Below are 25,218 nucleotides of genomic sequence, written 5' to 3'. Positions count from 1 at the left end.
TTTATATCACCATAATCCTATTAAATCTCAGATTTAAACCAGATCCCGGTTTGATTTGGAACCGGGGAATGATTTTTTTAATTCCGGACGGGGCTGGGTTCTGCGAGATTCAAAGCTCTTGTTTTCAGGTAGGCTATAAGATAAACAACAGTGAGGAGTGCCGCCAGAATGCTGAATGCCAGATACAGGCCGGAGTATGTCCCTACAACTGCAAAGACCGGCACTATGATCAGAGATGATGCGAACTGTCCCAGATTGAGTGATACTGAATATCCTCCCATTATTCTCCCCATAACTGCCATTGGTGTAACTGATGTCAGCCAGTTTAAAAGTGTTGGTATCATAAGGCCGTTTCCAATGCCTATAATTACTACTGCTATTCCGGCTACCGGCAGTGAATGAGATAATCCGAGTGTAATAAATCCGGCACAAAGCATGAAATATGTCAGGACAAGAATTAAGTTTTTGTGCATATGTACTGCAATTTTCCAGTAAAAAACTCCCATAAGGGCTGAGACCAGACCGACTACTCCGAGAAACATACCGCTGAGTAATGCGGGGTTTGCAAAGATCCCTCCGGTTTCAGAAAGATCCATTGTGGTAAGAATATCCGGTATAAGGTAGGGGAGTTTTGTCGGCAGTAAAAAGAACATAACCATACTCAGGAAAAGTGTGATATAGACCGAAAGGATTTCACAAACTGGTCTGGTATTACTTTCTCTTTTTCTGTTGGGTTTTATTAATCCCTTCTCTCTCTGTATTGCGTCTTTCCCGGTTTCTGCTGTGCTTTTATCTGTGGATTCATGTAAGAATGTTTTTTGTTCTCTCAGTGGCTCTTTCATTGTTGCAAGGACACCGATAAGTATCACAAGACCTATGAGATATATCAGAAATGAAAGTCTCCAGGAGATTCCTGCAAGAAATCCTCCGCTGGTTTCAAGGATTAAAACACCTGCACCCATTGAGGCTCCCTGATATCCGAGAACTTTTGTGCGTGTCATTCCGGAATAATAGTCTGTTATAAGGGCGGTTGTTGTGGTGGTAATGCCTGCAATTCCTATACCCAGAATAAATCTTCCTGCAAGGATTGCCGGAAGCGAATTAAGAAAGAAACCGGATGCTCCTGCAACTGAGAATATTAAGAGGGATGCAGAGAGTATGGGCAGTCTTCCAATTCTGTCTGACAGGCCGCCGATAAAAAAACCGGTAATGGCAATTGCAAGTGACGGGAGTGTTACAATTAATGAAACTAAAGCCTCGGAACAATCAGGAAATGCTTCACTGATTAACGGGAGCGCAGGTGCGACTGCTGCGCCGCCCATTAATATGAGCATCGCAGACGCAAGCAGAAACACCAGAGTCCATTTTGTGGGCTGAAATTTCACTGGTTTGAAAATGGAGTTAAATATTGAGTTTTGCATTCCCATACATTCAGAATTATTTTGATAAATATGTGGTGCTCCTGGTGTCAGGAGCAACAGGATAAATAGACTTCCGGCAGATATTATTCAGTAATTAATTCTTATTCCGGGGTTTTTGTTATGATAGATGAATCACTTATTCCTGAATTAAATAAACTGGGTATGAGTGAATATGAGGCGAAGACATATACAGTTCTTCTCGCTCTGCGGGTGGCCAGTGCACGTGAAGTTCACGAGATCACAAATATCCCGCGTGGAAGAGTATATGAAACCCTGAATGCCCTGATCGAAAAGGGGTTTGTTAATTCTTCATCTGATAACCCTGCAAGATACAGTGCAACGGATGTTTCCCGGACGTTTGACAGGCTTAAGCGTGAAAAACTGATATTTCTTGACAGACTCAGCACAAGGCTTCAGAATTTTGAAAAAGAGAGGCCGGAACAGGTATTGCAGGCTTATGAACTTAGAACTGCGTGGTCAATAGATAAGCAGATCCGGCTTAGTTTTGCAAGAGCTAAATCTGAAATGATAATTCTCTGCAATGATTTATCATTCTTAGAGAAGTTCTCAGCGGAAATTATACGCACTCAGAAACGAATTCCGGTATATCCTGTTGTAAGTAATGTGGAAACCGCAGGAAAACTCCGTGTAAAGTGTTATCTTGGTGATAAGGATATTAATTCTGCCTTTTTTTCTCCACCGTCAGAAGTAACGGAGATCAGCACAATTAAGCTTGTCATCTATACCGACCGGCATGAATCTCTGCTTGTATTTGAGAGAAACGGAATTCTTGAGGGGGTGTTTCTCTCAAATGATATCCATGCAGTATACCAGTCAAGGACAATTCTGAAAAATATAAAGGAAATTAAGAGTTCAAAATCCAGTTTGTAACTGTGAGATTAGTTTCTGATATTCTGACATTAATCGGAATGGCAAAGTATGATACTTCTCTCATGTAATAATTAGATAAATGGAAGACGAAATCCGGATTATCAGTCTTACCCCTGAAAATATTTCTTTATATGGTGTCTGCGGTTATAAAGACGTAAATAAGCATGAGGAACTCCGGCGAAAAATTGCATGGTATGAGGAATATTATCCTAAGGGCCTTAGGATTAAAGCCCTTGTATCTGAAAAGGGCGGTTATCAGGGGATGATTGAGTATATTCCCGGAGATTATGCCCACCGCCCGGTTGACGCTGCCGGATATATGTTTATTCACTGCATATTTACCGGATTTAAGAAGGAGTATAAAGGTAAGGGATATGGTTCTGCACTGATTAATGAGTGCATAAGAGACGCAGAGAGTCATAATATGAATGGCGTTGCAGTTGTGACAAGAAATGGCTCTTTTATGGCGAAGAAGGATATTTTCATTAAGTCCGGGTTTACTGTCGCAGATACGGCAAAACCTGATTTTGAACTGCTTGTCCTGAGATTTGATGAATATTCAGAAAATCCTGGGCTAAAGTCCCTTTCAGAGCACCCTGTGTCAGAACTGCCTGGGTCCAAACTGCCAAAGTTCAGGGAAGGTTTAAGCGAAAAGGCGGCAGGATATCCTGAAGGTCTGACGATCATCCGGTCACCCCAGTGCCCGTATTCAGTCAAGAATGTAAATGCGATTATGAAGACGGTTGAGGGAAAATTTGGCATAACTCCGGTTTTAATCGACCTGAAGAGCCACGTGGGGGCTCAGCAGTCACCCTGCCCGTTCGGGACTTTCTGCATAATATACAACGGGAAGGTTATCAGCCACCACCCGATAAGCAACAGCCGTTTTGAGAATATCATGAATAGACCTGTAAAATGAAATGATATGGGCTGAGATAGCATAGCCATGATAAAATGGCTGGGATAATATAACTAAGATGATAATATGAGATGTAAATTCACATTAACAAAAGAAAATATTACAAAGGAGGCAGAGTTTGAAGAAGGAACTCCACTTTCAGATCTCCTGTTTAACTGTGGAATAATTCCGGATACTGTAATAATTGAGCTTAACGGCAGAATTATACCGGAGGATGAGCCGGCAGAGGAAGCTGATTATGATGTTGTAACCACTGCTTCGAGAGGGTGACCATTCATTTGGGTTTAAAAAATGATTAGGAATTTCATTAGTTTTCTGCTCTCCTTTTGAAAATTCCCTGAATTATTAGAGGATATAATATTATCTGTCGTTGATATATGACTTCATAACGAAAAGAACCTCTTCATCTTTGTCTATTTCTTTCAGCAGATTGATCATTTCGACATCTGAATTATTTGTTCTGTATTTCCTTGGAAATGCACATTTTGTTTTCTTTACCGGAATCCCTGCTTTTTTCATCTCTTCAAAACAGTTCTTATACTTTATACGGCAGTTATTAAGTCCAAGTATTACATAATCTCCCCTTTCTTTTTCAAAAGAGATAATTCCCTCATCATAACAGCCGTAATGGCAGTTTAAACATAATTCCCAGTTTTCCTTAATCTGGGACGTATAGTAATTGTATTTTTCTTTAGGTGATTTCAGATAGTATGGAAAATCTGAGGAAAAATTAAAGATTCGCCATTCATTATCATATTCCCCAAAATACCGCTCCATAACTGCTTTAATAGAACTGTCTGAAACATCTGAATCAAAAATTAATGTGGGCACCCATGAACCATTTTTAAGAAATGACTGGCATGCGTCACTATACAGTGATGGTACGTAGTCCTCCGGACAGTCAGACTCAACTTTTTGATAATCCTGGTTATTGTTTTGGTATGAGGCATAATCTGTTTCATCTATACATCCTGATGATAATGTAATAATACAGAATATCATCCCAAATAATACAACATTTTTAAAAGATAATTTCATAATTGTGCCCTTATTGTCATTGTCGGTCAGGAAATACAGAGGTTTTATCTGCCTCAGGTCGGTATGGATTTTGCTTGAGTTTGTTTATTCAATGTGGACAAATTTTTTTCAGTGCTGTCTACACACTATAACCTGGATTCCCGCCCATTCATAACGATGTGGGTGGTGTCACCCCCAGGTCCCGGTACAGCTGCTCCTGTTTATCGAGTATCTCACCCACTCTGAGAGATTTTCCTGGTTGTTCAAAACACTCGATGACATCCAGTTTGTCCAACATACCAGGCAATGTGTAATTCCTGAAAAGGTTATGATCCTGCATCTGCTTTTTGAGATAAGATAAGTAGATCAGTGCCACAAACTGCACAAACAGTTTCCCATCAAGGCTCTGTTCTGAAGAAACGAGTGTACGGCGCATATTCAGGCGTTCTTTGAGATTTCCAAAGGCCTTTTCAACCACATCTTTGTTGCGGTAGAGTTCAAGAGCAGTTACTGCATCCATCTTTTCATTGGTAATCAGAGCAAAAAACCCAAAATATCGCTTGGCTTTGATGACATTTTCATCAATAATCTGTGCCTTTGTTCCTCTCTTAGGTGTTGTTTTGGTAATGAAGTACTGCTTGTAAAGTTTAGCGTGTCCTGGAACACGCTCTCCTGATTCCAGTTCTTTTTTTAGTGCAATTAGCTTACGGTCGAAGTTTTTCTCATCTTCGGCTGCCCGGTCGATGTTGTAGTAATAATGAATGTAAAGGCGGCGTGATTCCTGAAGAGTATCTCCTTTGTAAGGACGCTCCTGCGTATAATTCCAGGTGGTCCGGATAGTCTGGTAATACAGTTCGTAATTCTCACTGTAACGCTCAAAGCTCCTAAAAATGTCATAGACTGCATCAAGTTCTCCATAGACAAATTTCAGAGACATTCTGACACCTGCAAGGAACTTCACGTGATTCTTAAACAGGTTGTTAATATTGACCTCACTGTAAAAGCCCCGGTCAAGAACCAGTTTAACTCTTGAGTGATCAAGAATATCCAGCTCTTCAAGCAGGCGTGTAATGGTCTTTGAATCCGGGATATTACCTGCGAGTTTTCTGTAATAGAAAGGGAGATTGGACTCCTGTCCAAAGACCAGAGCAAGATTCAGCTGTGCCAGTTTGTCGTGCTCCTTGTTGCGACCATACTGTACCTGCCTGAGGGTTTCTGAATAGCTGGACAGAGATGTTGTATCATAAGCCCAGAATTCATTATCCATCCTTCTCTTTCCCTGAAGTCTGAAGAACTGTAGTTTATTTGCCTCGGTAATGCTGGAAAACAGTTCACTACTGCGTTGTGAGGTGATGTCTTTGCCATAAGGATGCTTATGCAGGAGTCCCCACTTCTCAAAACGGTATATCGGAGTGCTGTCTTCAAGGATTAAATAGTACACAACGGATAAGATTTGCTCATATGTGTCGGGGAAACACTGTTTCAGATCATGAATGATACCTAATTTCTCACCAATAGCATCCAGTAGATATGTGGCTCCGTAGAATGAACGATGTGCTTCCTCAAACCTCTTTGTATTACGTTTCACAGGCGGATTACCTTCTTTTTTCTTCCTGTTGCGTCCATCAGTGGGGACTATTTTACCTGTCTCTTTGTCTACACGCCCAATAAGGGTACGTTTGGCACGTGACTGTTTCTTTTCCTTGTCCCAGTATGATACGGAGCGGTAAGCATAGGTTATCCCGGATCTTTTGTCTGTTTGGTGAACTATTGCGACCATGTAAACTCCTAATCGTTATGTGTATTATTTAACACATGACGATTATAGAACTATCGGTTTGATCTTGGGGAGTATTTTGGAATATTAAGAAAAATGTGGAGTTAGATTTCAGAGCATATAAGTCACTTTTAGCGTGAAGTCATCAATATTTCATTTTTGAGTATTACTCCCCAATAATCCCACACCCCACAACAGATCGGAACCTTTATATACTTTTCGCGCGCCGCTTCGCGGAACCTGGAAATATGAATCATCAGCAAAAAGATGATAACAATTCCCTGAGGAATTGGCAGGAGAAATTACTCCCTCCTGAAGTTATTATGGAAAAGGCACGCAGTACTGGATTTATTAAGAGAATGAGGAAATTAGATCCGACATATCTCTTATACGTCCTTATTTTTGGAATCAGTAGTCACTGTAAACCTACACTTGAAGAAATTCATCGTGACTATCAAGACCTGGGTGGGAAATCCGCAGGGACAAAAGAGATTAGATATCAGAGTTTTCACAATCGTTTTGACAGTAATATGGCTCTTTTCTTACGAGCGATGCTGGATCACTATATCAATATAACCTTTGCAGATTCACCTGCAAGATTAAAGGGTCCGGTTGGGATCCTGAAAGATATCGTAAATGTTCAGTCTTCTGAAGCAATATCCTAATTTCCCATTTTTTTGAATCACTTTCTGGAAATATCGCTATTTTGATTCAAATCGTAAGTTATATATACTTTAGATATCTAATAGATATCTGTGAAAAAAGTACCAATTGTTGCAGAAACTGAACTTAATGTCAAAAACATTGAGGGGTTCTACATTCGAAAAGTTACACCCTTTGGAACAAGTGCGAAGGTTGATTGTCCAAAGGAACACCTTGGAAAGAAAGTCTATCTTGTAATTGTAGGGCCTGAAGACTGATATCAGATGAATTGCGAAAGTATCCGTAATTACAACAAAACATACAGGTACAAGAAAGAAATAGCCAAATTATCTCATGATATTATTCAACTGAAGGTCGAAAACGAGAAGTTGAATAAAAAATTGAGTCAGGCTAATTCCACCAACATAGAGTTACTCTACGAAAATGAAAAGCTGAAAAAAGAATTCAATGAGTACAAATTCAGGCATCCACCAACTACAGGAGAAAAAGGTGGCAAACCATATGCCATAAAAAAAGAGTCAAAAAAAAGCACAACTAAAGATTCCAAGGATCCAGATAATAATAAAACAGAGAAGAAAAAGAAGAGAGGGGCACAACCTGGACATAAGGGTAATTTTAGGCCAAAACCGGAGAAGGTTGACATACATAAGACAATTGATGTGGCTGAATGCCCTTACTGCGGCAATACCAAATTGAGCAAAGTGCAGGAAGAAAGGACAAGAATTGTTGAGGATATCCCCATAGTTAAACCAATTGTTACAATGTATCATATCCCTCGGAGATATTGCTCAAAATGTAAAAAAATGGTTGAAGGAGAAGTTTTTAGATGCTCTTCCAAACGCAAGGATAGGTTTAAGGGCTATGCTTACTGCGGTCTGGATGGATGTTGTAATGAAAGGTACTGCAGTTGGAATACCTAAAATATTTAAGAACTTTACCGGTTTAAAAATCAGCACTGGTGAAGTCAAAAAATGGGTGAATTGATTGCAAAGGAATTCTCTGAATATTATGAGGTTCTCAAAGAGATGGTCAGAGAAGCCGATGTCAGATACATGGATGAAACTTCCTGGAGAGAGAGTGGAATTAACAAATGGTTGTGGGTTTTTGTTGCGGAAGGTGTAGCACTATACATGATTGCAAAAACCCGCAGTCACAAGGAACCACTTTCTATTCTTGGAGAAAACCCAAAAGGAATAGATGTTCATGACCGATTCTCTGCGTATAATACATTGGCAAGAAAAACCGGAAACAGAGCACAACAGATTTGCTGGTTTCATCTTCTTGTAGATTCTAAAGATCTTTCAAAACTTTATGGTGAAGAGGGCAAACATATCCATGAAACAATGAAGTACATCCATGCTAAAGCAAAATCATTCGAGGGAAAAGGCCGCCCGGAGGATGTTGAAAATTTAATCTCAGAATTGCAGGATAAATTAGACCGACCTTATAAAATTTAAAATGCAGGAAATTTGGGGAGAGTTTAAAGAGAGTTAAGGAAAAATTATTTCAGTTTGTGATTAATCCGAAAGTAGAGAGTACTAACAATAAAGCTGAAAGAGCTGTTAGGCCAATGACTGTAAAAGGAAAATTTCCGGAGGAACGAGATCACCAGAAGGTTCTCGGACATTAGAAATACTTGCATCTGTACTTTTTACCAGTCAGAACAATGGTGCAGATTTAATTGAAGATTTGCTTAATTTGATTCATCCTTCACAACACTGAATATATACAAGATATCTTGATACAGGACAGCAGCATCGTTCGATTGAGCAAAAAACTTGCAGAGGAATTTCCACCGGCAAGATCACGTAGTGAAGCTGCGGGATTGAAAATTCATGCAGTATATAGTGCTGTATCACATTCACTTAAATCATTTGAAATTACTGATGAAAAACGCATGACTACAAGAAAATCAGGATTGATGGGAACATAAAAGACGTTCTTTTCCTTTTTGATTTAGGCTATTATTCGCATTATGTTTTGGCAAACATCAATGAAAGAGGAGGATTTTTTGTTAGTCGGGTCAAGAATTCAGCCAAACCAAAATTAAAAGAAATTGTATCAGAATCTAAGATTTTTGATAGTATTTTTGAAAAAGGAATGAATTTAGGAGACTTTCTTGAGAAAGTTCCAAAAAGCGATGAAATTGAGCTAATATGCACCTTTACTGGAAGAGATAAAGAAAAACCATGGGGCAAAAAAAGAATTAATGCAGATTTCAGAGTCGTCTGTTTCTGGGATGAAAATGACAAGATTTGGCATAATTATGCAACAAACTTACCTGGTGATGCTTACAAAAAGGACGAGATTTATCAGCTATATCGGTATCGATGGATAATTGAGCTGTTATTCAAGGAGATGAAAAGTGACTATGATCTTGGGAAATTTCTTTTAGCCAGGGAACCGCTTGCTCTGATCCATGTCTATTCTATGTTAATAAGGCTTGTTTTGAGCAGAAATCTGTACAAAAAAATGGTAGCATCACTTGATGAAGATGAAAAACCTCGTTATGGTCCATTTTTATGGTCTAAAGTTTTTGCAGAGAAAGCTCACGAGTTCCTGAGTATCATTGATCAGAGTATCTTTGGAAAAGAGAGTGTTGGTGAAAGATGGAAAAAACTGGAAGATTCATTGCGGCGACTTGCATGTAGCCGACATAAAGGATACGACCGAATTTCACTCAAATATGTTGGCTTTTAAAGAGTAGAAGTCAATCCAACAATATTTGAGTCGTTAGCCTTAGCGATAGCTGTATTCAAAAATTCTAAAAATACGTTTAATATGCCATTATTTTACATTTGACATAATACAGCTTAGAAAATGGCTTGAGATAGCAACATTTTACCTCTTATTTCCTAATCTGCGCGAAGTATCTTCTTTTAGAATTTCTAAATCCTGTTAATTTAATCGGAAAATGTTACTAATTAATACGTACACTCAAAAATGTATGCAATTTTTCAGTCCAGATCCCTTAAACTGACTTATATGGATTTCAGAGTGGGTTATGTGTTTCCGGGAATGCAGGATCCAATGTACTGGTAGGTCTAAAGAGATCTATTACTTCCTAATTATAACACATTATTTTTAACGTATTCCTCAAATTTAGGATATGATACGGGTTCAGTATGCATTTTTGGCATAATTATTGTCAAATAAGTATTATCTCTTGTTACAATGCTGGAAAATAGAGACTCTTTTTGATCTCTGAATATATTCTATTTTCGCGCATAAAGTGTAAAAATCAGAAAAATAGTAATTATTGTGGACCACACATATATCTACAATAAATATCTATTTAATTTCCAGGCTTTAGCTCATGAAATAAGGTATTTCCCAAATTTTTGAAGTTAGCTTACGCTATGACTATGTATAGAACCAATTGAAGGTTCTAAAAACTGAAAACGAGCTTCAGTGATAACAGTCCATGGTTAGATATTTTCGTTTTTTACGATCAGTCCGAGTTCCACGGATTAAATCTCTTAATATCCAATCCCATTCGTTCTCTTTATCAAGTGGAAATATTTCCCTAAAGTATGTTCTCAGGATTCTAATTGAATTTTCAGCAAATATTCTGGCCCATTTGGTAATTCTATAATCTTTTTTGTCTTTTTCATCGACAAGTTCAAGAACCGACCAAAAGAGTTTCCTGCTAATAATTAACGTCAATATGGGTATTTTTATGGCAATCTCCATTAGATATTCATTTTTAGTCTTTATTTTCCCTAAGCCATATTCACTTTTCATCTCTTTAAACAGGAGTTCAATATCCCACCTAAGAGAATACAGATCCGAAACTGTTTTGGCCTTATATTCTCTGGATAAATTTGTAAGATAAGTGTGGTAATCTTCTTTTTCCTCGTTGTATATGGCAATAAATCGTAATTCAAAAGGGATTAAATCTCTTTTTCCATTGGAATTTTGAACTGGATAATTCAAAGTTACATTTGCATCTATATCTCTGCCTTTGAGAATCTCCATTGCCTCAAATATTGTCTTACCGTAACATTTCTCCCTTAAATGCTCTGGAATATCAAAGCCCAATTCTTTAATTCTGGGTTTGGAGGTTTTTTTTACTCTGGAGATAAAGAAGCCTTCATTCTCCATTATATTAGCAAAAGTTTCATGCTTAAAAAAACCCCTATCTATTAGGAGGAGTTTGTCCTTAATCCAGGGACCAATCTCCAGAGTTTTATTGTCATTTGTATTTTCAGCTGATAATGTAACTTTAGCCGGTGAATTGGTAAGTTCACTGAAAAGACAGGCAATTTTAATTCTGGCAGCTTTAGAACGTGTTCTGGTTGCCGGATACTTCTCTGAAAAAGATGGATGAATTCTAACTATGCTATTGTCCTGAATCAGTAAATCTTTAAATTTCCTTAAATGACCATATAATTCAGCACTGGCTTCGGACATAGCCTTATTTAGACAGATATCAAGGCATTCATTGATGAAACTAAGGCAACTTTCATCAAAACGGTCGTAAAATGAGTTATACTCAATAGAATGATCCTTACCGGACAATGAGTTGTATATTCTGTTATACTTTACAATGGACGGCGTGTCCTGAGAAAATCTACCTAAAACCAGTGCAAATAAAAATGCAAATGGATCAGTTTTCCTTTCTCTGGTGATAAAACCTGTTCTGGTGGCCGCGCAATATATTTCCTCAACATTGAGGTATTTCTCAAGGATTTCCTTGATTTTAAGCCCTTCTTGCTCTAATTCAAGAGACATGAGCACTTTGCAGCTGGACTATATATAGTTTCCTAAAGCGCCGCAGGCCGCAAAAAAATGGCATGACTACGTAAAATCAGTTCCAGTATGAAGTGGCCCTAAAACTAAGACGTATGAATATGAATTCAAATTACAAATTCATTTTGTTTATCTGTATATCTCCCTTTAAACAAGAACTGCTATGTTTTCTCTTCATTGACATGTATTTCTGGAAATACAGGATATAGGATTTCCTGAAGTTCTCGGGCAGGTCAATATCCTGTTTGAAGGGTCAAACATACATATGTCATCAAGAGCTTCAAGAAAAGCGTTCTTGTCAAGTGATTTTTCCAAAATTCCTGTTAAAATGTATATTACGCCTGAATTGAACACCTGTTCCTAAGAGTCAGTTATCCATTTGGGTTATATCTGTATTGTTTGGAAAATGAGTATTATGCATAAACTGGGAAAATATGATAATAGCTATTATTCCAGTACAAATATTTGTCAGGGGGGTAATCAGACCATATTGTATCAATTACATTTTGTTTTACTTTAACTGTACTGACTTTGGATTCCCGTTCTGGATTTATTTTAGTGAATAATTCTTTTAGTTTAGGGCATTTTTTGAAATCTTTTTCGGAAATATTTATTACATTACTTTGGTTAATCTTAGAATAATTTGATTCCTCGATAAGGTCTAGATATCCATCATATTCAAGCCCTGTGATAGATAACAGGAAATAAACAATCAATGCGTACAGGCCGGAAAAGTACAATAATGTGATAATAATCACAGTGATAACTAGTGCTAAAATTTTTTTCTTCTCCATTTATGAAATCTCCTTATTCATTATTTACTGATAAATGCAAATTAAAAAAGTTTAATTTGTTGTGGGATGATATTCCAAATGCTCCTATTATTTACTATGTTGTTTCATATGTGTACACAGATATATATTTATACAAATGATGCAATGTTCCCCTTTACTGCACTTATTGCTCCTGCATTGTTATGTGCAATGTCTCCATGATAACTGGGTGATGAATATTCGTATGTCTGTTCAATAATTCCTAAATAAGTGGGTGTCATTACAGTTGTTTTGAAACCTCCATCATAAAATGTACATGCTTTTTCATGTGTTGCATTAAATATATGTCCTAACTCATGAATTATGCAATACACTCTTGCTTTGTATGATCCATCATATATGAAACCCCAAACAGGAACATTATCGGCTATCATCTGTGACCATAAGTAGCGACAATAATCTTCATATATTGTATTATAGTAAGAATACCCCCATGATAATCCCTGAGCCTGATCATATTGTCCAGTTGTGAGATCGTTTCCACCCAGGTAAATTGCTATGTCTGCATTTGCATCATTCAAATCAGATACAGGGTATATGTCCTTAAATAAGCATAACGGATCCGATGTTTTTCTGCTATCACCTGACAGTGCAACCCGTTTTGTTTCATTATCATCGTATGATGCAACATTTAGGAATACTCCTAAGTCTGCTCTTTGATATTGGTATGCCGCCTGGGAAATATAACTCTGTGCGGATGATACCCAGTTCGTTTCAAGTTCATAAAATTCCTGATCAGTTGCTATAAGAACATAAACAGATTCCCAACTTCTTGATGATTTAGATGTATCTGATAATATTGGTACATCTGCAGGAGAGCTATTATCTGGTAGCTTCATCTTTATCTGAGGCAATTTTTTAATCTCAGCTATTTCTGCTGTACTTGGTTGTATCATATCTTTTGAAGAGTAAACAGCGTGTAAAGGCATTGCTGTTTTCATACCATTCTCTCTGTTTTGAATAGGTGTTATGAATATAGTTTCATCTTTAAGTTGAATTGTTCCATGAACCAGAGATTTGTTCATACTTTCATCAAATGTTAACAATGCTATGGAGTTTTCCAGTCCTTTTATGTATCCTGAATATGAATCTATTCTGTCATCAATATCTTCAAAATCCATTTTTTCAAGGACTAGATTATATGTTTTGCCGTAGATTGAAATATTTAAGGAATTTGTTTTATCTGTTTCAACATCTGCTTTGCTGAACTGAACAATATCGTATCTAAGAACAGTCGAAGGAATGTTTAATTTTCCGTATTTATTTTCGAGAATATTGACACTCTTTTCAGAATCAACATTTGTTTTCACGTTAGTTGTAGTTCCAATTATCTCAAAAATTGCTTCTGAAGAATCTACGAATAACAAATCAGATTTTTTTTCCTCAGCACTAACAGCCGGAACGGCCATCGCCGCTAGCAGTGCTATTATCAATAAAGGGGTTAATGCCCGTATGATTTTTTCTGGTTTCATAATTTTCCTCTCATCTAACAGCAAACCATATCTCTAAATTTCCAAGTTCTTTTTTCTGGTAAGATTCCGGTTCACTAAGCAGAGGTTTTTCCCGCTTATATTTACGTCTTCTGACCAAATCGTCTAATTACTGATACCTAATTCGATGATTTGGTCAGAACAGCAATATATCATTAAATTATACCCGCATAGTGATGACAGGAAAATCATCATTTTTACTGTCAGCCTTTGTTACCTGCGGCATTTTTTATAATGCCTGTAACAGCGGAAAGTGCAATGGATAAAGCAGAGAACAATGAAATTATTGTGATCCCCTCGGTTGACAAGTACAATCCTGCAATATCGGACACAAAGGCACAAAATCAGATTTCAGAAGGGGAAATAATCAGTCATTCAAGATATATCTGGCCATTTACATCAAAGATTGATGTAACAAATGTCCTGGGATGAAAATTATGGGGATCTTGAACTTTATGTTTACAGGCCGGATGATACTTTAATTGGCATTATACAGATTTATATGACAGTTCAGAAAAGGACGGCCTGATTGATATTGATATTAAAACGTCCTCAGGCTTCCTTCCAATGGGGGACTGGAAACTCAACGTATATGGCAGGGAGGTATCCGGAGCATCTCTTGATTATTCACTAACTTAATGCCCTTAGTTTGGGAGAAATATATTTCATATTTTTGGCTCCTTGCTGAACTGTTTGGGTAATTATAATATATTTCACAGAGTCACTTATTTTTCATTAGGATTATGTAGCATTTTTTATTCAAATAATAAATTTTCTGAATTTTTGATTTATTTTGTGATTCAACCTATCAAATGTTACTCACTTACGGTAGCAGGATAAGAAAAATAATCATAGGTATCACTAACCACACAAGAAAAAAAATTATGATAAACGTTGCCATTGCCAGTATCAGGTTATTCCATGTTGCATATTTTTCTAAATTTTTTATCCCGGTTGTTTTTAAGGAAAAATTAGTTTCATGTTCATATTTTATAGAATTCCATATAATGTCACCTTTTAATGTATTATCTTCCTTCTTGTAGAAGCGTACAACAATAAGATGAGCAGCCAGGATATTTATAGAAATAATCACCCGTGCTGCGGATAAGCTTGTAAATAAATTTTTACCATTACTCAGTTCCTGTACTGTAACTGAGGAGTCCATAAATAAAAATCCAAAGAAAACAACTGACGAACCGGCAATGATTACAATTTTTTCAGGATGCCTGATTAAAAAATATGCAAGAAATGATGAAATCAGAAAATAACTGAATAATATAAGACCTGCATAAAGACCTTCCATCTTAATTCCAAAAAACCAGGCCTCCCAGTTTATTATAAACATAAAAAAATTGGTGATAGATGTGAATATAAGAATTCCAAGGAGACAATAGTAAAATACCTGATCCATGCCTTTTGCAGTCAGCTTCATTTTCATCACCTACTGCCTCTTTTATTTATCATTGGAAAATCAGTAATAATAATAGGTTTTTGTTGCCATATTCGAATTCCGGTTATCCAGACTCATAGCATGATTCCATACATTACTGATATAGATCCGGTAACCTACATTCCAGGATGTTGTTAATGCACCGTGTTGGCCAATAACAGTTCCATATGAATTTCCATTATCGTAGTCATTTCCAAATTCAATGTACCTGTGTCCATGATCATCTGGTTCTGTAATGAAAAATCCCTGAATATCATGAAGCGTACCATATACTTGCATCCTCAATTCATCATAGGAGATGTCAAGGGCAGTATTGGGAGCATCTTCATCCATAAATAGACATTCATAAAGATCCTTTCCTGTGTATGCAGTGTTTACTGATACAGATAATAGATCATTTTCGCCATTAACAATATATGGTATCCCGGCTCCATCAAGACCTGCACCCCCGTATATATCGTCTGATACCTGAACAAGGATTAGAGATAGTGGTAGTCGGCTTTGTTCTGTATGAGTTAATATTTTACCCTGACTTAATAACATGGGTTTAAAATTTTCATCTTTTACGCCCATTTTTTCCTTTAATTGTGCCCATGACACTTTATCCATATGCTCCTGAATGATAATTTTTTTAAGATCTTCTTTTTCATCTGTTGATAACTTCTGACCGGTTTTTTTCTCAAGTAAATCTATAATCTGATCCAGATTTTTCTGGTAAATACACATCAGTTTTTCTGAATAATCTCTGGGATTAAATGTTGTCTTAGCGAATCCATCTTTTGTAACAATGGTGGCCATTTTATTGACTATTTCATTGTTTATTGGTTCAAATAGATTGGTGATATCCTGATTACTATCAATTGGTTCAATAGCTTCCTCAGCACTAACAGCCGGAATAAACATCGCTGCTAGCAGTGCTATTATCAATAGCGGGTTTAAAGCCCGTATGATTTTTTCTGGTTTCATAATTTTCCTCTTATCTAACAGCAAACCATATCTCTAAATTTCCAGGTTCTTTTTTCTGGTAAGATTCGGGTTCACTAAGCAGAGGTTTTTTCCGCTTTTATTTACGTCTTCTGACCAAATCGTCTAATTACTGATACCTAATTCGATGATTTGGTCAGAACAGCAATATAGCATTAAATTATACCCGCATAGTGATGACAGGAAAATCATCATTTTTACCGGCAGCCTTTGTTACCTGCGGCATTTTTTATAATGCCTGTAAAAGCAGAAAGTGCGATGGAAAATACAGAGAAAAATGAGATTATTGTAATCCCTTCGGTTGACAAATATAATCCACTAATCTCAGGCACAAAGGCACAAAATCAGATTTCAGAAGGGGAAATAATAAGTCATTCCAGTTTTTCCTGATTTTGCTGTCAAAAGCCAGTAAAAAGCAGAGTTTGAAGAAGGCACTCCGCTTTCAGATATCCTGCTTGCCTGCGGGATTATTTCGAATACCGTAATTATTGAACTCAACGGCAGGATTATCCCGGAGGACGAGCCGGCAGAGGAAGCCGGTTATGATATTATAACCACTGCTTCGAGAGGGTGACCATTCATTTGGGTTTAAAAAATGGTTAGGAATTTCATTAGTTTTTTGCTCTCCTTTTGAAAATTCCCTGAATTTTTAGAGGATATAATATTACCTGTCGCTGATGTATGACTTCATAACGAAAAGAACCTCTTCATCTTTGTCTATTTCTTTCAGCAGATTGATCATTTTGACATCTGAATTATTTGTTCTGTATTTCCTTGGAAATGCACATTTTGTTTTCTTTACCGGAATCCCTGCTTTTTTCATCTCTTCAAAACAGTTCTTATACTTTATACGGCAGTTATTAAGTCCCAGTATTACATAATCTCCCCTTTCTTTTTCAAAAGAGATAATTCCCTCATCATAACAGCCGTAATGGCAGTTTAAACATAATTCCCAGTTTTCCTTAATCTGGGACGTATAGTAATTGTATTTTTCTTTAGGTGATTTTAGATAGTATGGAAAATCTGAAGAAAAATTAAAGATTTGCCATTCATTATCATATTCCCCAAAATACCGCTCCATAAATGCTTTAATAGAACTGTCTGAAACATCTGAATCAAAAATTAATGTGGGCACCCATGAACCATTTTTAAGAAATGACTGGCATGCGTCACTATACAGTGATGGTACGTAGTCCTCCGGACAGTCAGACTCAACTTTTTGATAATCCTGGCTATTGTTTTGGGATGGGGCATAATACGTTTCATCTATACATCCTGGTGATAATGTAATAATACAGAATATCATCCCAAATAATACAACATTTTTGAAAGATAATTTCATAATAGCGCCTTTATGGGTCTTCTAATAATTTGAATATATTATATTGTGACAATATAAATGTTATGTTACAAAAATGTAACTAACTTTTGTGACTCCTGTTAAGCTTTCCCAAAAAGTACATCCTGTGCTGGCAGGATTTCCTGGGTCAAATATGTGCAGGTATTTACTTCCTGAGCTATATTCGGCATAACCATCGCATGCGCGAACATGTCCGGGTATTGAAGATGTTATTACGTCAGAATTTTTAATATGGTTCTTAAAGTCCATCCAGTAGAAGCCTGCTGCAAAAACACGTTCAGCATTCATCTGGAGACCTTCGGGTGACCCTTCGTAATAGCTTAATTCTTTAGAGTTGATTACTCCTCCGGGAGTTGGAGGCACAGCTGAATGGTTCCAGGCATCCATTACATCAGCGATGTGAGTCATAGTATGGGACGTCCCGTACCAATAAGCAATCATTTTAGCAGAAGCGACTGCACACCATACTCCATTTATCTGAGGCACAAGATTTGCAGGGCCCCATAATTTTTTGTATGTATAAGATTTGGAGCTCTGAGAATTGTTATTGTCTACTGACTCAATTGCTAGATATTCTTTATTCCATTCATTAACTTTGGTTTTTATTTGTTCATTTGTGATACTATCATACAATGACCAAATCTCATTTTCACCAGAAGAAATAGAATATCTTTCTGGTACAATATACATTTCAGCTGCATCTATTATTATTTTCTTTCTCTCATTTTTATTGTTAATTATATCATACATTATTCCGATTTTTGGGTAATTATAGCAGACAATTTGTGGTTTTGGATGTTTTAAATCTTTAAAGTTTGATTTTATGATCTCTTCTGATTTTAATATGATGTCATGATAGTTTATGGTGTCTGGAGTTTCCTGAATCATAATTATTGTAGACCCAAGAACTTTGCTTCCTGCGGCTCTTATAAATCCCAATTTTTTCCCATCTTTTGTGATGTCATATTGGTGAAATAATATTGATCCATTTACATCATATATCAGCAGTGGCGAATTTGATAATATTTGTGAATCTTTGAATATTTCATTATCTAATGCTCCGGATGAAACAAAATCATCAAAGGTATTTTTTGCAATTAAATATGAGTCCTCAGAACTAACTGAATATTTTTCTATAGTTTCAACATCTATTGCACTAACAGCCGGAATAAACATCGCCGTTAGCAGTGCCATTAGCAATAGCAGGCTTAAAGCCCGTATGATTTTTTCTGGTTTCATAATTTTCCTCTCATCTAACAGCAAACCATATCTCTAAATTTCCAAGTTCTTTTTTCTGGTAAGATTCCGGTTCACTAAGCAGAGGTTTTTTCCGCTTTTATTTACGTCTTCTGACCAAATCGTCTAATTACTGATACCTAATTCGATGATTTGGTCAGAACAGCAATATAGCATTAAATTATACCCGCATAGTGATGACAGGAAAATCATCATTTTTACTGGCAGCCCTGTTACTTGCGGCATTTTTTATAATGCCTGTAACAGCGGAGAATGCAATGGAAAAAACAGAGAACAATGAGATTATTGTAATCCCCTCGTTTGACAAGTACAATCCTGCAATATCGGGCACAAAGGCACAAAATCAGATATCGGAGGGGGAAATAATAAGTCACTCCAGGTATGTCTGGCCGTTTACATCAAAGATTGATGTCACATTATCCTGGAATGAAAATTACGGAGATCTTGAACTCTATGTTTACAGATCGGATGACACCTTAATCGGGCATTATACAGATTTATATGACAGTTCATCAAAGGACGGCCTGATTGATATTGATATTAAGACATCTTCAGGTTTTCTTCCAATGGGCGACTGGAAACTCAACGTATATGGCAGGGAGGTATCCGGAGCATCTCTTGATTATTCACTGACCTGATGCTGCTGAATCAGGAGAAACATATTTTATCTCATTGTCTAAAATATATTTGTGAAACTTAAAGGTGTTGCAGTAGCCCTTTTTCTGATACTTGTATTTGTTTATATCAACCAGGCATCAATAGGTTCTAATATCGTTGTAACTCCAAGTGAAGAACCACGGGATCTTTCAGGGGAGGATGTTGTTTACGTTCTTGAATGGTGGGAAATCCCGTTAAAACATCACATTGTCTCATATATTGCTGTCAATGCCTCTATTTTAGTTCCTCTGGCAAATCTTATTGCAGTTCTGGGGGTTTTGTTTTTTGGGATCAGGCAGATAAAGAAGAAAAATTTGCTTGATAATGATAAAAGAGCCGGGATTTACAGGGAAATTCAGGAAAATCCCGGGATAAACCAGACTGAAATTGAAAATATTACAGGGATTAATCGCAGTTCTCTAAGACATCATCTAAATCTTCTTGAGGAGAACGGCAAAGTTATCTCTCAAAAAGTTTCAAAAAAGCGACATTATTTTGAAAATCACAATAGATTCAGCCCAAAAGATCGTATTGCAATTTCGATTCTAGATTACAGCAAAACCAAGGATGTTCTGAATTATATCGGGCAAAATCCTGGATGTACCCACAAAGATCTGGTGGGATTCACCGGACTTTCCGGCTCAGCAATATCATGGCACATCAGCAGGCTGAAGCTTGGAAATCTCATAAATGTTGAGAAAGTAAAAAATTTCAGTCACTATCGGGTAAATGCTGACGTAAAATCATTGGCTGATCAATTAGCTGAAGAATCTACTGAAGCATATGATAACTGAAATTGGGCTTGTTAAGAATACATTTTAAAATGAATATGATTGACTGCATATGTCCATGTGCGTATTGGTGGTTGGTGTTGGCAGATGTTAAACTCTGAATGTCATGGCACATCATTTAAGAAAAGATAAAACAGATATTACTTTAGCTACTTTAACTGCTTTAAAGACCCAGTTCTATCTTGCAACTTTGACAATTCTGGTATCTAAAAGGCTGTGGAAATATGAAAATTGAATCAATAAGGCTGAAGAACTTCAAGGCATTTCAGGATGCTGAGATGACAGACATTCCGGATTTCTGTATAATTGTTGGGGCTAACGGGAGCGGCAAAAGCACAATATTCAGCATATTTAAATTTTTAAAAGATGCACTCTCAGGCAATGTAAACTCAGCACTTGTAAAACTTGGAGGCAGCAGAGGATTTGAAGAAGTCCGCAGCAGAAATTCAAAAGGTCCGATAGAGATAGAAATTAAATTCAGGGAATCTCCAGAGAAGCCCCTTATAACTTATTTCCTCCGGATAAATGAGCGAAAAGGTCGGGCATATGTTGAAAATGAGATATTGAAATACCGCCGGGGCAGCAGAGGAAAACCCCTGAGCATTCTTGAATTTGCAGATGGTAAGGGTTACGCAGTAACAGAAATTTCTGATGATGTACAGGATAAAGTACCGAGTGAGACATCAGACATAAGCAAACTCCAAAGAGAAGAACAGAACTTAAAATCCAATGATATTCTGGCGATAAAGGGCCTGACTCAGTTTGAAAAATTTTCGGCTGTGGTTTTACTTGGAAATCTTATTGAAAACTGGCATACATCCGATTTTCATATAAACAGGGCACGGCATGAACAGGATGCCGGATATGCAGAACATCTCTCAACTGAAGGTGAAAATCTTTCGATTGTAATACAGTATCTGCACAGGGAATATCCTGAGACATTCGGAAGAATTATTGAACTGCTAAAGGACCGGGTCCCCGGCATAACAGATGTAGAATCAAAGACAACCGAAGAGGGGCGTGTCCTTCTGAAGTTTCAGGACGGATCTTTTGAAGATCCATTCCTTGCCCGTTATGTCTCTGACGGAACAATAAAGATGCTGGCATATCTCGTTCTCCTCTATGACCCACATCCACACCCTCTCTTATGTGTTGAAGAACCAGAAAATCAGCTGTATCCTAAACTGTTATGGGAACTTGCCGAAGAATTCAGGGACTATGCAAATCGCGGCGGGCAGGTGTTTGTATCTACCCACTCGCCCGACTTCCTCAATGCCGCCCTCCTTGATGAAGTGTACTGGCTTGAAAAATCAGATGGCTATACGAAAATAAAACGGGCAAAAGATGATGAACAGATAGCTGCCTACATGGAAGAAGGCGATCAGATGGGGTATCTCTGGAGAGAGGGCTTTTTTGGTGAGATCTGAATATGATCACAACTCTTGTCTTCTTTCTCGAAGAGCCATCAGCAAAAGAGATGCTTAAGGGGCTTCTTCCTTCAATGATTCCGGAATATATTCAGGTACGCTATGTGATATTTCAGGGGAAACAGGATTTAGAGAAGCAGATTGTAAAAAAACTCAGAGGCTGGAGAACTCCCGATACTTTTTTTGTAATTCTAAGGGATCAGGACAATGGCAACTGTATAGAGATCAAGGAAAATCTTATGAACAAATGCAGGGAAGCACACAGGGATAATACAATGGTGCGGATTGCGTGCACCGAACTTGAATCATTTTATCTTGGAGATCTAAAAGCGGTTGAAGATGGCCTTGGTATTCCCGGTATCGCTGAAAAGCAGAGCTTAATTAAATTTCAGAGTCCGGACAGCATTAATAAACCCTCCAAAGAACTCAGAAATATTACGAATGGCAAATATCAGAAGATCAGCGGTTCCAGAGCGATAGGGAAACATCTTAAATATGACAGTTCTAATCTCTCATACAGTTTCAATGTCCTCACAAGAGGAATTGATGGCATATTCAGTTAAAATACTCATGTTTTTAAAAATTCATATTATTTCAGGATAAGAATATTCTAATTTAAGGGCTTCCGGCGCAATTGTCTCATCATTGATGAGATAATTTATTGCCCGGAAGTGCAGTCCGTTAAATGGATAATATGTAATTAATTCTGTAAAACTTCATTCTTTCATATCATTCACTTATGGAGGTTAGGTAAAGCCGGAATCGGAGCCGAACCTAATCAAGGTTATATGTCCTTCTGAGCTTATCAGCCAATGGCTCATACCTGCTGTCAAGTCCAACAGCAATTTCCAGGCACTCTGCACTCTCATTAAACCTCTTCAGATTGCCGAGAGACTCAGCCTTTACGCAGTATGCCATCGGAAATTCAGGGTCGATCTCTATTGCCCTGTCATAATATTCAATTGCCTCTTCGTCCCCGAAAGGCGTTGCACTGCTCTGCATGCCTTTTAATGTCCATTCAAGCGGATTTTCCGGATTGGTGAGATACTTCTCAGGATTTTCTTTATACTCCTCTATCCACTGCAGATATGTCTCGTTGTCAACCTCAATATGTGTTCCGCCCGGAAAAATCCCGGGATTCTCAGTGCAGCCCGGAACTATGAGAAAAGCGGCAAGGAAGATCAGGGCCGGGATTATTTTGAAAACTGCTGTGCAGGAATATTTAATCATAAAAGCCCCACTTACGTCCCATCTTCTCGAAATACTTCTGGTGGTAGTCCTCTGCTTTCCAGAACTTATCAAGCGGCAGAACCTCGGTAACTATCGGCTCTTCAAACGCTTTCTTATCCTCAAGTTCTTTTATATACAGAAGAGCCTCCTCCTTTTGTTCATCATTCCGGTAAAATACAGCAGACCTGTACTGATCACCAACATCCGGCCCCTGCCTGTTTAATGTGGTCGGATCATGTACTGAGAAAAATATCTCTAACAATTCCCTGAATGTTATAATGTCAGAATCAAATGCAATCTGCACGGCTTCAGCATGGCCCGTATTTCCGGTGCACACAGTCGTATAATCCGGCTCTTCAGCATCCCCGCCGGTGTAACCGACTCTTGTAGCAATGACACCCTCTTTCTTCTGAAATGCTGCTTCAACCCCCCAGAAGCACCCTGCTGCAAATGTGGCATTATCTTTCTCCATAAAAACTGCTTTGTCCTAAACAGAAAAAAGGCTGTCGCTATCCTTTTGTGGTTCTGATATGAGATAAACTGCTCCGGTAAAAAAAAGGAAATAATTTTTATTATGTGTTTACATATGGGATGATTTTGAGATCAGCATATCATCAACACGGATGAGCAGTGATGCAGTCTCGGCAGCACTCTCAATTGCCTGCCTCTTGACACGCATTGGCTCAATTACACCCTCATCATACATATTGGTGATCTTTCCGGTGTACACATTAAGACCTGCATACTTCTCTCCTCTGGAATGTGCTGCCTTAAGGTCAACAAGAATATCAATAGGGTCAAGACCTGAGTTTTCTGCAAGTGTCTCAGGGATTGTCTCAAAGATATTGGAGAATGCCTCAACTGCAATCTGGATTCTTCCGCCTATTGTGGCGGCATATTCACGCAGTTTCAGGTACAGCTCAGTATCAATTGCAGCAGCACCTACGACATATTTACCGTCCTCAAGTGCATCCATAACAACTCTTGCTGCGTCATAGACTGCACGTTCAAGCTCATCAACGTAGATCTGGTTTGAACCTTTGATCAGAATTGTGACTGTGTGTCCGTTTGTGCATCCGGTGAACTTTGTCACCTTGATGTCCTTCATCTCCTCAACAGTTTCTGCATTTCCAAGAACTGCCTCTTCAAGATCATCAACACTGTTTACAATTGTACCTGAAAGGGCACGTGCAAAAGCCTTCATGTCTTTCTCAGGAACGTCCTGAATTGCAAGAATGCCGTGGTGTGCAAGATAGTACTGGACTGCATCTGCGATTCCCTTCTGGCAGAGAAGAACATTTGCACCGGCTGCGTGGACCTTGTCAGCCATTCCTTTAAGTGTCTCTCTCTCCTGTTCGGAGAACGCTTCAAGCTGCTTAGAGGATGTGATTTTGATCTTTGATTTTGTCTCTGTCTTGGCTATCTCAAGAGGCTTTAACAGAAGTGCAATCTTTGCATTATCAACCCTCTTTGGCATACCATCATCACAGCGTGTCTTGTCAATCAAAAATCCGGTGATGAGTTCTGCCGACTCAAGGCTGTCACCGATGACAGTCTTTATCCTTACATCGTCTTCGTCGACAGTGAACTTTCCGTTCTCTTCAGTTGCAACTTCACAGACTGCATCCACTACAATCTTTGTGATTGGTTCTTTCATTGACTCAATTGACTTTCCGGTTACAGCGGTTGCTGCAACTTTTGTTAAGAGATCAATGTCCTTTCCTCCTGCAACGATTGCATTCTCCTCAAGGATTTCAAGAGCCTTCTGCATTGCAAGTGTATATCCCTTTGCTATTATTGTAGGATGAATACTCTTTGCAATAAGTCTCTGTGCCTCATCCATCAGTGCGCCGATTAGAATTGATGCGGTTGTTGTACCGTCACCAACTTCATTGTCCTGTGTTTCAGCAACGGCGATAACCATCTTCGCAGCCGGATGCTCAACTGCAAGCTCATGGAGAATTGTTGCGCCGTCGTTTGTGATGACCACATCACCTGATGGTGATACAAGCATCTTGTCCATTCCGCGTGGACCAAGAGTTGTTCTTACTGCCTCAGCGATGGCCTTGCATGCCATGATGTTGGAGTTCTGTGCCTCCCTTCCTGATGTGACATCTACGTTGTCACGTAATATTACAATTGGTTGATTTCCTAACATATGCAGATACTCCTTTCTAAGATCTTCCATAAATGTAGAATTGTGGTTCTATATATAATTTCCGATGGGTTCCCGGCATATTCTTCCGCTCAGTAATATCTACCCGCCTCTCGGATCAGCCGGATTTATATTCAGATGTTC

Annotated in this window: 29 protein-coding genes; 16 read left to right on the top strand and 13 right to left on the bottom strand. The window is 38.0% G+C overall.

Going from position 1 to position 25,218, the window contains the following annotated elements; translation table 11 throughout:
- Positions 1 to 77: 77 nt before the first annotated feature.
- Complete coding sequence (locus METLIM_RS05565; protein WP_245543597.1) at positions 78 to 1,385, bottom strand: MFS transporter; 1,308 nt, start codon at positions 1,383 to 1,385, stop codon at positions 78 to 80.
- Positions 1,386 to 1,541: 156 nt separating this feature from the next.
- Between METLIM_RS05565 and METLIM_RS05560 the strand changes: the two genes are divergently transcribed.
- The 3 genes from METLIM_RS05560 (at position 1,542) to METLIM_RS05550 (ending at position 3,501) form a co-directional block, all read left to right on the top strand.
- Positions 1,542 to 2,312 carry a TrmB family transcriptional regulator gene (locus METLIM_RS05560; RefSeq protein WP_004076953.1) on the top strand — a complete coding sequence of 257 codons (771 nt, stop codon included), beginning with the start codon at positions 1,542 to 1,544 and terminating at the stop codon, positions 2,310 to 2,312.
- 79 nt (positions 2,313 to 2,391) lie between these two features.
- Complete coding sequence (locus tag METLIM_RS05555; protein WP_004076952.1) at positions 2,392 to 3,231, top strand: GNAT family N-acetyltransferase; 840 nt, start codon at positions 2,392 to 2,394, stop codon at positions 3,229 to 3,231.
- A gap of 66 nt (positions 3,232 to 3,297) precedes the next feature.
- A complete protein-coding gene (locus METLIM_RS05550; protein ID WP_004076951.1) occupies positions 3,298 to 3,501 on the top strand; it encodes a ubiquitin family protein in 204 nt (67 codons plus the stop codon).
- A gap of 90 nt (positions 3,502 to 3,591) precedes the next feature.
- Here the strand turns inward: METLIM_RS05550 and METLIM_RS05545 are convergent, their stop codons facing one another.
- A complete protein-coding gene (locus METLIM_RS05545; protein ID WP_004076950.1) occupies positions 3,592 to 4,269 on the bottom strand; it encodes a hypothetical protein in 678 nt (225 codons plus the stop codon).
- 148 nt (positions 4,270 to 4,417) lie between these two features.
- The gene (locus METLIM_RS05540) at positions 4,418 to 6,028 is read right to left on the bottom strand and encodes an IS1634 family transposase (protein ID WP_004076949.1); all 1,611 of its coding nucleotides are present in this window, start codon (positions 6,026 to 6,028) and stop codon (positions 4,418 to 4,420) included.
- Positions 6,029 to 6,273: 245 nt separating this feature from the next.
- Here METLIM_RS05540 and METLIM_RS05535 point away from each other — a divergent pair, with 245 nt between their 5' ends.
- From METLIM_RS05535 to METLIM_RS05520, 7 genes are all read left to right on the top strand, one after another.
- Positions 6,274 to 6,690: a hypothetical protein gene (locus METLIM_RS05535; RefSeq protein WP_048145659.1), complete on the top strand. Its 417-nt coding sequence runs from the start codon at positions 6,274 to 6,276 to the stop codon at positions 6,688 to 6,690.
- A gap of 90 nt (positions 6,691 to 6,780) precedes the next feature.
- Entirely contained in the window at positions 6,781 to 6,945 is a 165-nt protein-coding gene (locus METLIM_RS16020) for a DUF2080 family transposase-associated protein (RefSeq protein WP_004076083.1), read from the top strand.
- Positions 6,946 to 6,951: 6 nt separating this feature from the next.
- Positions 6,952 to 7,608 (top strand): IS66 family transposase zinc-finger binding domain-containing protein, encoded by a 657-nt coding sequence (locus tag METLIM_RS05530; protein ID WP_048145658.1) that lies wholly within the window; start codon positions 6,952 to 6,954, stop codon positions 7,606 to 7,608.
- A 51-nt stretch (positions 7,609 to 7,659) separates the two neighbouring features.
- On the top strand, positions 7,660 to 8,145 hold the full coding sequence (locus tag METLIM_RS15455; protein ID WP_052300882.1) for an IS66 family transposase: 486 nt from the start codon (positions 7,660 to 7,662) through the stop codon (positions 8,143 to 8,145).
- 56 nt (positions 8,146 to 8,201) lie between these two features.
- Positions 8,202 to 8,318 carry a hypothetical protein gene (locus METLIM_RS17660; protein WP_394295885.1) on the top strand — a complete coding sequence of 39 codons (117 nt, stop codon included), beginning with the start codon at positions 8,202 to 8,204 and terminating at the stop codon, positions 8,316 to 8,318.
- Between the two features lie 135 nt (positions 8,319 to 8,453).
- A complete protein-coding gene (locus tag METLIM_RS17340) occupies positions 8,454 to 8,621 on the top strand; it encodes a hypothetical protein (protein ID WP_245543596.1) in 168 nt (55 codons plus the stop codon).
- A 47-nt stretch (positions 8,622 to 8,668) separates the two neighbouring features.
- A complete protein-coding gene (locus METLIM_RS05520; protein WP_048145656.1) occupies positions 8,669 to 9,388 on the top strand; it encodes a transposase in 720 nt (239 codons plus the stop codon).
- A 708-nt stretch (positions 9,389 to 10,096) separates the two neighbouring features.
- On the opposite strand, the gene METLIM_RS05515 is transcribed toward METLIM_RS05520, so the two are convergent.
- From METLIM_RS05515 to METLIM_RS05505, 3 genes are all read right to left on the bottom strand, one after another.
- Complete coding sequence (locus METLIM_RS05515) at positions 10,097 to 11,422, bottom strand: IS4 family transposase (RefSeq protein ID WP_004076948.1); 1,326 nt, start codon at positions 11,420 to 11,422, stop codon at positions 10,097 to 10,099.
- Between the two features lie 431 nt (positions 11,423 to 11,853).
- Positions 11,854 to 12,234, bottom strand: coding sequence for a hypothetical protein (locus METLIM_RS15450; RefSeq protein WP_004076947.1), 381 nt, complete (start codon positions 12,232 to 12,234; stop codon positions 11,854 to 11,856).
- Positions 12,235 to 12,362: 128 nt separating this feature from the next.
- The gene (locus tag METLIM_RS05505) at positions 12,363 to 13,745 is read right to left on the bottom strand and encodes a M12 family metallo-peptidase (RefSeq protein ID WP_004076946.1); all 1,383 of its coding nucleotides are present in this window, start codon (positions 13,743 to 13,745) and stop codon (positions 12,363 to 12,365) included.
- A gap of 276 nt (positions 13,746 to 14,021) precedes the next feature.
- Here METLIM_RS05505 and METLIM_RS17335 point away from each other — a divergent pair, with 276 nt between their 5' ends.
- On the top strand, positions 14,022 to 14,195 hold the full coding sequence (locus METLIM_RS17335) for a hypothetical protein (protein ID WP_245543595.1): 174 nt from the start codon (positions 14,022 to 14,024) through the stop codon (positions 14,193 to 14,195).
- Between the two features lie 391 nt (positions 14,196 to 14,586).
- Here the strand turns inward: METLIM_RS17335 and METLIM_RS05495 are convergent, their stop codons facing one another.
- Positions 14,587 to 15,201, bottom strand: a complete 615-nt coding sequence (locus METLIM_RS05495) for a hypothetical protein (RefSeq protein WP_004076943.1) — start codon at positions 15,199 to 15,201, stop codon at positions 14,587 to 14,589.
- 33 nt (positions 15,202 to 15,234) lie between these two features.
- Positions 15,235 to 16,179: a hypothetical protein gene (locus METLIM_RS05490; protein WP_004076942.1), complete on the bottom strand. Its 945-nt coding sequence runs from the start codon at positions 16,177 to 16,179 to the stop codon at positions 15,235 to 15,237.
- A 252-nt stretch (positions 16,180 to 16,431) separates the two neighbouring features.
- Between METLIM_RS05490 and METLIM_RS05485 the strand changes: the two genes are divergently transcribed.
- The gene (locus METLIM_RS05485) at positions 16,432 to 16,587 is read left to right on the top strand and encodes a hypothetical protein (protein WP_157202236.1); all 156 of its coding nucleotides are present in this window, start codon (positions 16,432 to 16,434) and stop codon (positions 16,585 to 16,587) included.
- Positions 16,588 to 16,861: 274 nt separating this feature from the next.
- On the opposite strand, the gene METLIM_RS16890 is transcribed toward METLIM_RS05485, so the two are convergent.
- Both METLIM_RS16890 and METLIM_RS05475 read right to left on the bottom strand, forming a co-directional pair.
- Positions 16,862 to 17,539: a hypothetical protein gene (locus METLIM_RS16890; protein ID WP_004076941.1), complete on the bottom strand. Its 678-nt coding sequence runs from the start codon at positions 17,537 to 17,539 to the stop codon at positions 16,862 to 16,864.
- A gap of 60 nt (positions 17,540 to 17,599) precedes the next feature.
- Complete coding sequence (locus METLIM_RS05475) at positions 17,600 to 18,796, bottom strand: hypothetical protein (RefSeq protein ID WP_004076940.1); 1,197 nt, start codon at positions 18,794 to 18,796, stop codon at positions 17,600 to 17,602.
- Between the two features lie 275 nt (positions 18,797 to 19,071).
- Between METLIM_RS05475 and METLIM_RS05470 the strand changes: the two genes are divergently transcribed.
- The 4 genes from METLIM_RS05470 to METLIM_RS05455 all read left to right on the top strand — a co-directional run bounded on the left by METLIM_RS05470 (position 19,072) and on the right by METLIM_RS05455 (position 22,252).
- Positions 19,072 to 19,452, top strand: a complete 381-nt coding sequence (locus tag METLIM_RS05470; protein ID WP_245543594.1) for a hypothetical protein — start codon at positions 19,072 to 19,074, stop codon at positions 19,450 to 19,452.
- A 51-nt stretch (positions 19,453 to 19,503) separates the two neighbouring features.
- Positions 19,504 to 20,265, top strand: coding sequence for a winged helix-turn-helix transcriptional regulator (locus tag METLIM_RS05465; protein WP_004076933.1), 762 nt, complete (start codon positions 19,504 to 19,506; stop codon positions 20,263 to 20,265).
- A 221-nt stretch (positions 20,266 to 20,486) separates the two neighbouring features.
- Positions 20,487 to 21,689, top strand: a complete 1,203-nt coding sequence (locus METLIM_RS05460) for an AAA family ATPase (RefSeq protein WP_004076931.1) — start codon at positions 20,487 to 20,489, stop codon at positions 21,687 to 21,689.
- Between the two features lie 2 nt (positions 21,690 to 21,691).
- Positions 21,692 to 22,252 carry a DUF4276 family protein gene (locus METLIM_RS05455; RefSeq protein WP_004076929.1) on the top strand — a complete coding sequence of 187 codons (561 nt, stop codon included), beginning with the start codon at positions 21,692 to 21,694 and terminating at the stop codon, positions 22,250 to 22,252.
- Positions 22,253 to 22,463: 211 nt separating this feature from the next.
- Here the strand turns inward: METLIM_RS05455 and METLIM_RS05450 are convergent, their stop codons facing one another.
- From METLIM_RS05450 to thsA, 3 genes are all read right to left on the bottom strand, one after another.
- Positions 22,464 to 22,919: a tetratricopeptide repeat protein gene (locus tag METLIM_RS05450; RefSeq protein ID WP_004076927.1), complete on the bottom strand. Its 456-nt coding sequence runs from the start codon at positions 22,917 to 22,919 to the stop codon at positions 22,464 to 22,466.
- Complete coding sequence (gene msrA / locus METLIM_RS05445; protein WP_004076925.1) at positions 22,912 to 23,391, bottom strand: peptide-methionine (S)-S-oxide reductase MsrA; 480 nt, start codon at positions 23,389 to 23,391, stop codon at positions 22,912 to 22,914. The genes METLIM_RS05450 and msrA overlap by 8 nt, the downstream gene beginning before the upstream one ends.
- Before the next feature lie 108 nt (positions 23,392 to 23,499).
- Positions 23,500 to 25,077 (bottom strand): thermosome subunit alpha, encoded by a 1,578-nt coding sequence (gene thsA, locus METLIM_RS05440; protein ID WP_004076923.1) that lies wholly within the window; start codon positions 25,075 to 25,077, stop codon positions 23,500 to 23,502.
- Between the last annotated feature and the right edge of the window lie 141 nt (positions 25,078 to 25,218).

This window comes from Methanoplanus limicola DSM 2279 (assembly GCF_000243255.1).
Lineage (GTDB): Archaea > Halobacteriota > Methanomicrobia > Methanomicrobiales > Methanomicrobiaceae > Methanoplanus > Methanoplanus limicola.
The sequence above is the reverse complement of the archived record's forward strand: the minus strand, read 5'-3'. Positions and strand labels throughout refer to the sequence as shown.

Excerpts from the sequence above, each read along its gene's own strand:
- METLIM_RS05550 (WP_004076951.1), top strand. The coding sequence starts at position 3,298 with ATGAGATGTAAATTCACATTAACAAAAGAAAATATTACAAAGGAGGCA.
- thsA (WP_004076923.1), bottom strand. The coding sequence starts at position 25,077 with ATGTTAGGAAATCAACCAATTGTAATATTACGTGACAACGTAGATGTC.
- METLIM_RS05530 (WP_048145658.1), top strand. The coding sequence starts at position 6,952 with ATGAATTGCGAAAGTATCCGTAATTACAACAAAACATACAGGTACAAG.
- METLIM_RS05495 (WP_004076943.1), bottom strand. The coding sequence starts at position 15,201 with ATGAAAATGAAGCTGACTGCAAAAGGCATGGATCAGGTATTTTACTAT.
- METLIM_RS05450 (WP_004076927.1), bottom strand. The coding sequence starts at position 22,919 with ATGATTAAATATTCCTGCACAGCAGTTTTCAAAATAATCCCGGCCCTG.
- METLIM_RS15450 (WP_004076947.1), bottom strand. The coding sequence starts at position 12,234 with ATGGAGAAGAAAAAAATTTTAGCACTAGTTATCACTGTGATTATTATC.
- METLIM_RS05470 (WP_245543594.1), top strand. The coding sequence starts at position 19,072 with ATGGAAAAAACAGAGAACAATGAGATTATTGTAATCCCCTCGTTTGAC.
- METLIM_RS05460 (WP_004076931.1), top strand. The coding sequence starts at position 20,487 with ATGAAAATTGAATCAATAAGGCTGAAGAACTTCAAGGCATTTCAGGAT.
- METLIM_RS05560 (WP_004076953.1), top strand. The coding sequence starts at position 1,542 with ATGATAGATGAATCACTTATTCCTGAATTAAATAAACTGGGTATGAGT.
- METLIM_RS05455 (WP_004076929.1), top strand. The coding sequence starts at position 21,692 with ATGATCACAACTCTTGTCTTCTTTCTCGAAGAGCCATCAGCAAAAGAG.
- METLIM_RS05485 (WP_157202236.1), top strand. The coding sequence starts at position 16,432 with ATGCCTGTAAAAGCAGAAAGTGCGATGGAAAATACAGAGAAAAATGAG.
- METLIM_RS05540 (WP_004076949.1), bottom strand. The coding sequence starts at position 6,028 with ATGGTCGCAATAGTTCACCAAACAGACAAAAGATCCGGGATAACCTAT.
- METLIM_RS17335 (WP_245543595.1), top strand. The coding sequence starts at position 14,022 with ATGGATAAAGCAGAGAACAATGAAATTATTGTGATCCCCTCGGTTGAC.
- METLIM_RS05555 (WP_004076952.1), top strand. The coding sequence starts at position 2,392 with ATGGAAGACGAAATCCGGATTATCAGTCTTACCCCTGAAAATATTTCT.
- METLIM_RS05505 (WP_004076946.1), bottom strand. The coding sequence starts at position 13,745 with ATGAAACCAGAAAAAATCATACGGGCATTAACCCCTTTATTGATAATA.
- METLIM_RS05535 (WP_048145659.1), top strand. The coding sequence starts at position 6,274 with ATGAATCATCAGCAAAAAGATGATAACAATTCCCTGAGGAATTGGCAG.
- METLIM_RS05515 (WP_004076948.1), bottom strand. The coding sequence starts at position 11,422 with ATGTCTCTTGAATTAGAGCAAGAAGGGCTTAAAATCAAGGAAATCCTT.
- METLIM_RS05475 (WP_004076940.1), bottom strand. The coding sequence starts at position 18,796 with ATGAAACCAGAAAAAATCATACGGGCTTTAAGCCTGCTATTGCTAATG.
- msrA (WP_004076925.1), bottom strand. The coding sequence starts at position 23,391 with ATGGAGAAAGATAATGCCACATTTGCAGCAGGGTGCTTCTGGGGGGTT.
- METLIM_RS16890 (WP_004076941.1), bottom strand. The coding sequence starts at position 17,539 with ATGAAATTATCTTTCAAAAATGTTGTATTATTTGGGATGATATTCTGT.
- METLIM_RS05490 (WP_004076942.1), bottom strand. The coding sequence starts at position 16,179 with ATGAAACCAGAAAAAATCATACGGGCTTTAAACCCGCTATTGATAATA.
- METLIM_RS15455 (WP_052300882.1), top strand. The coding sequence starts at position 7,660 with ATGGGTGAATTGATTGCAAAGGAATTCTCTGAATATTATGAGGTTCTC.
- METLIM_RS05545 (WP_004076950.1), bottom strand. The coding sequence starts at position 4,269 with ATGAAATTATCTTTTAAAAATGTTGTATTATTTGGGATGATATTCTGT.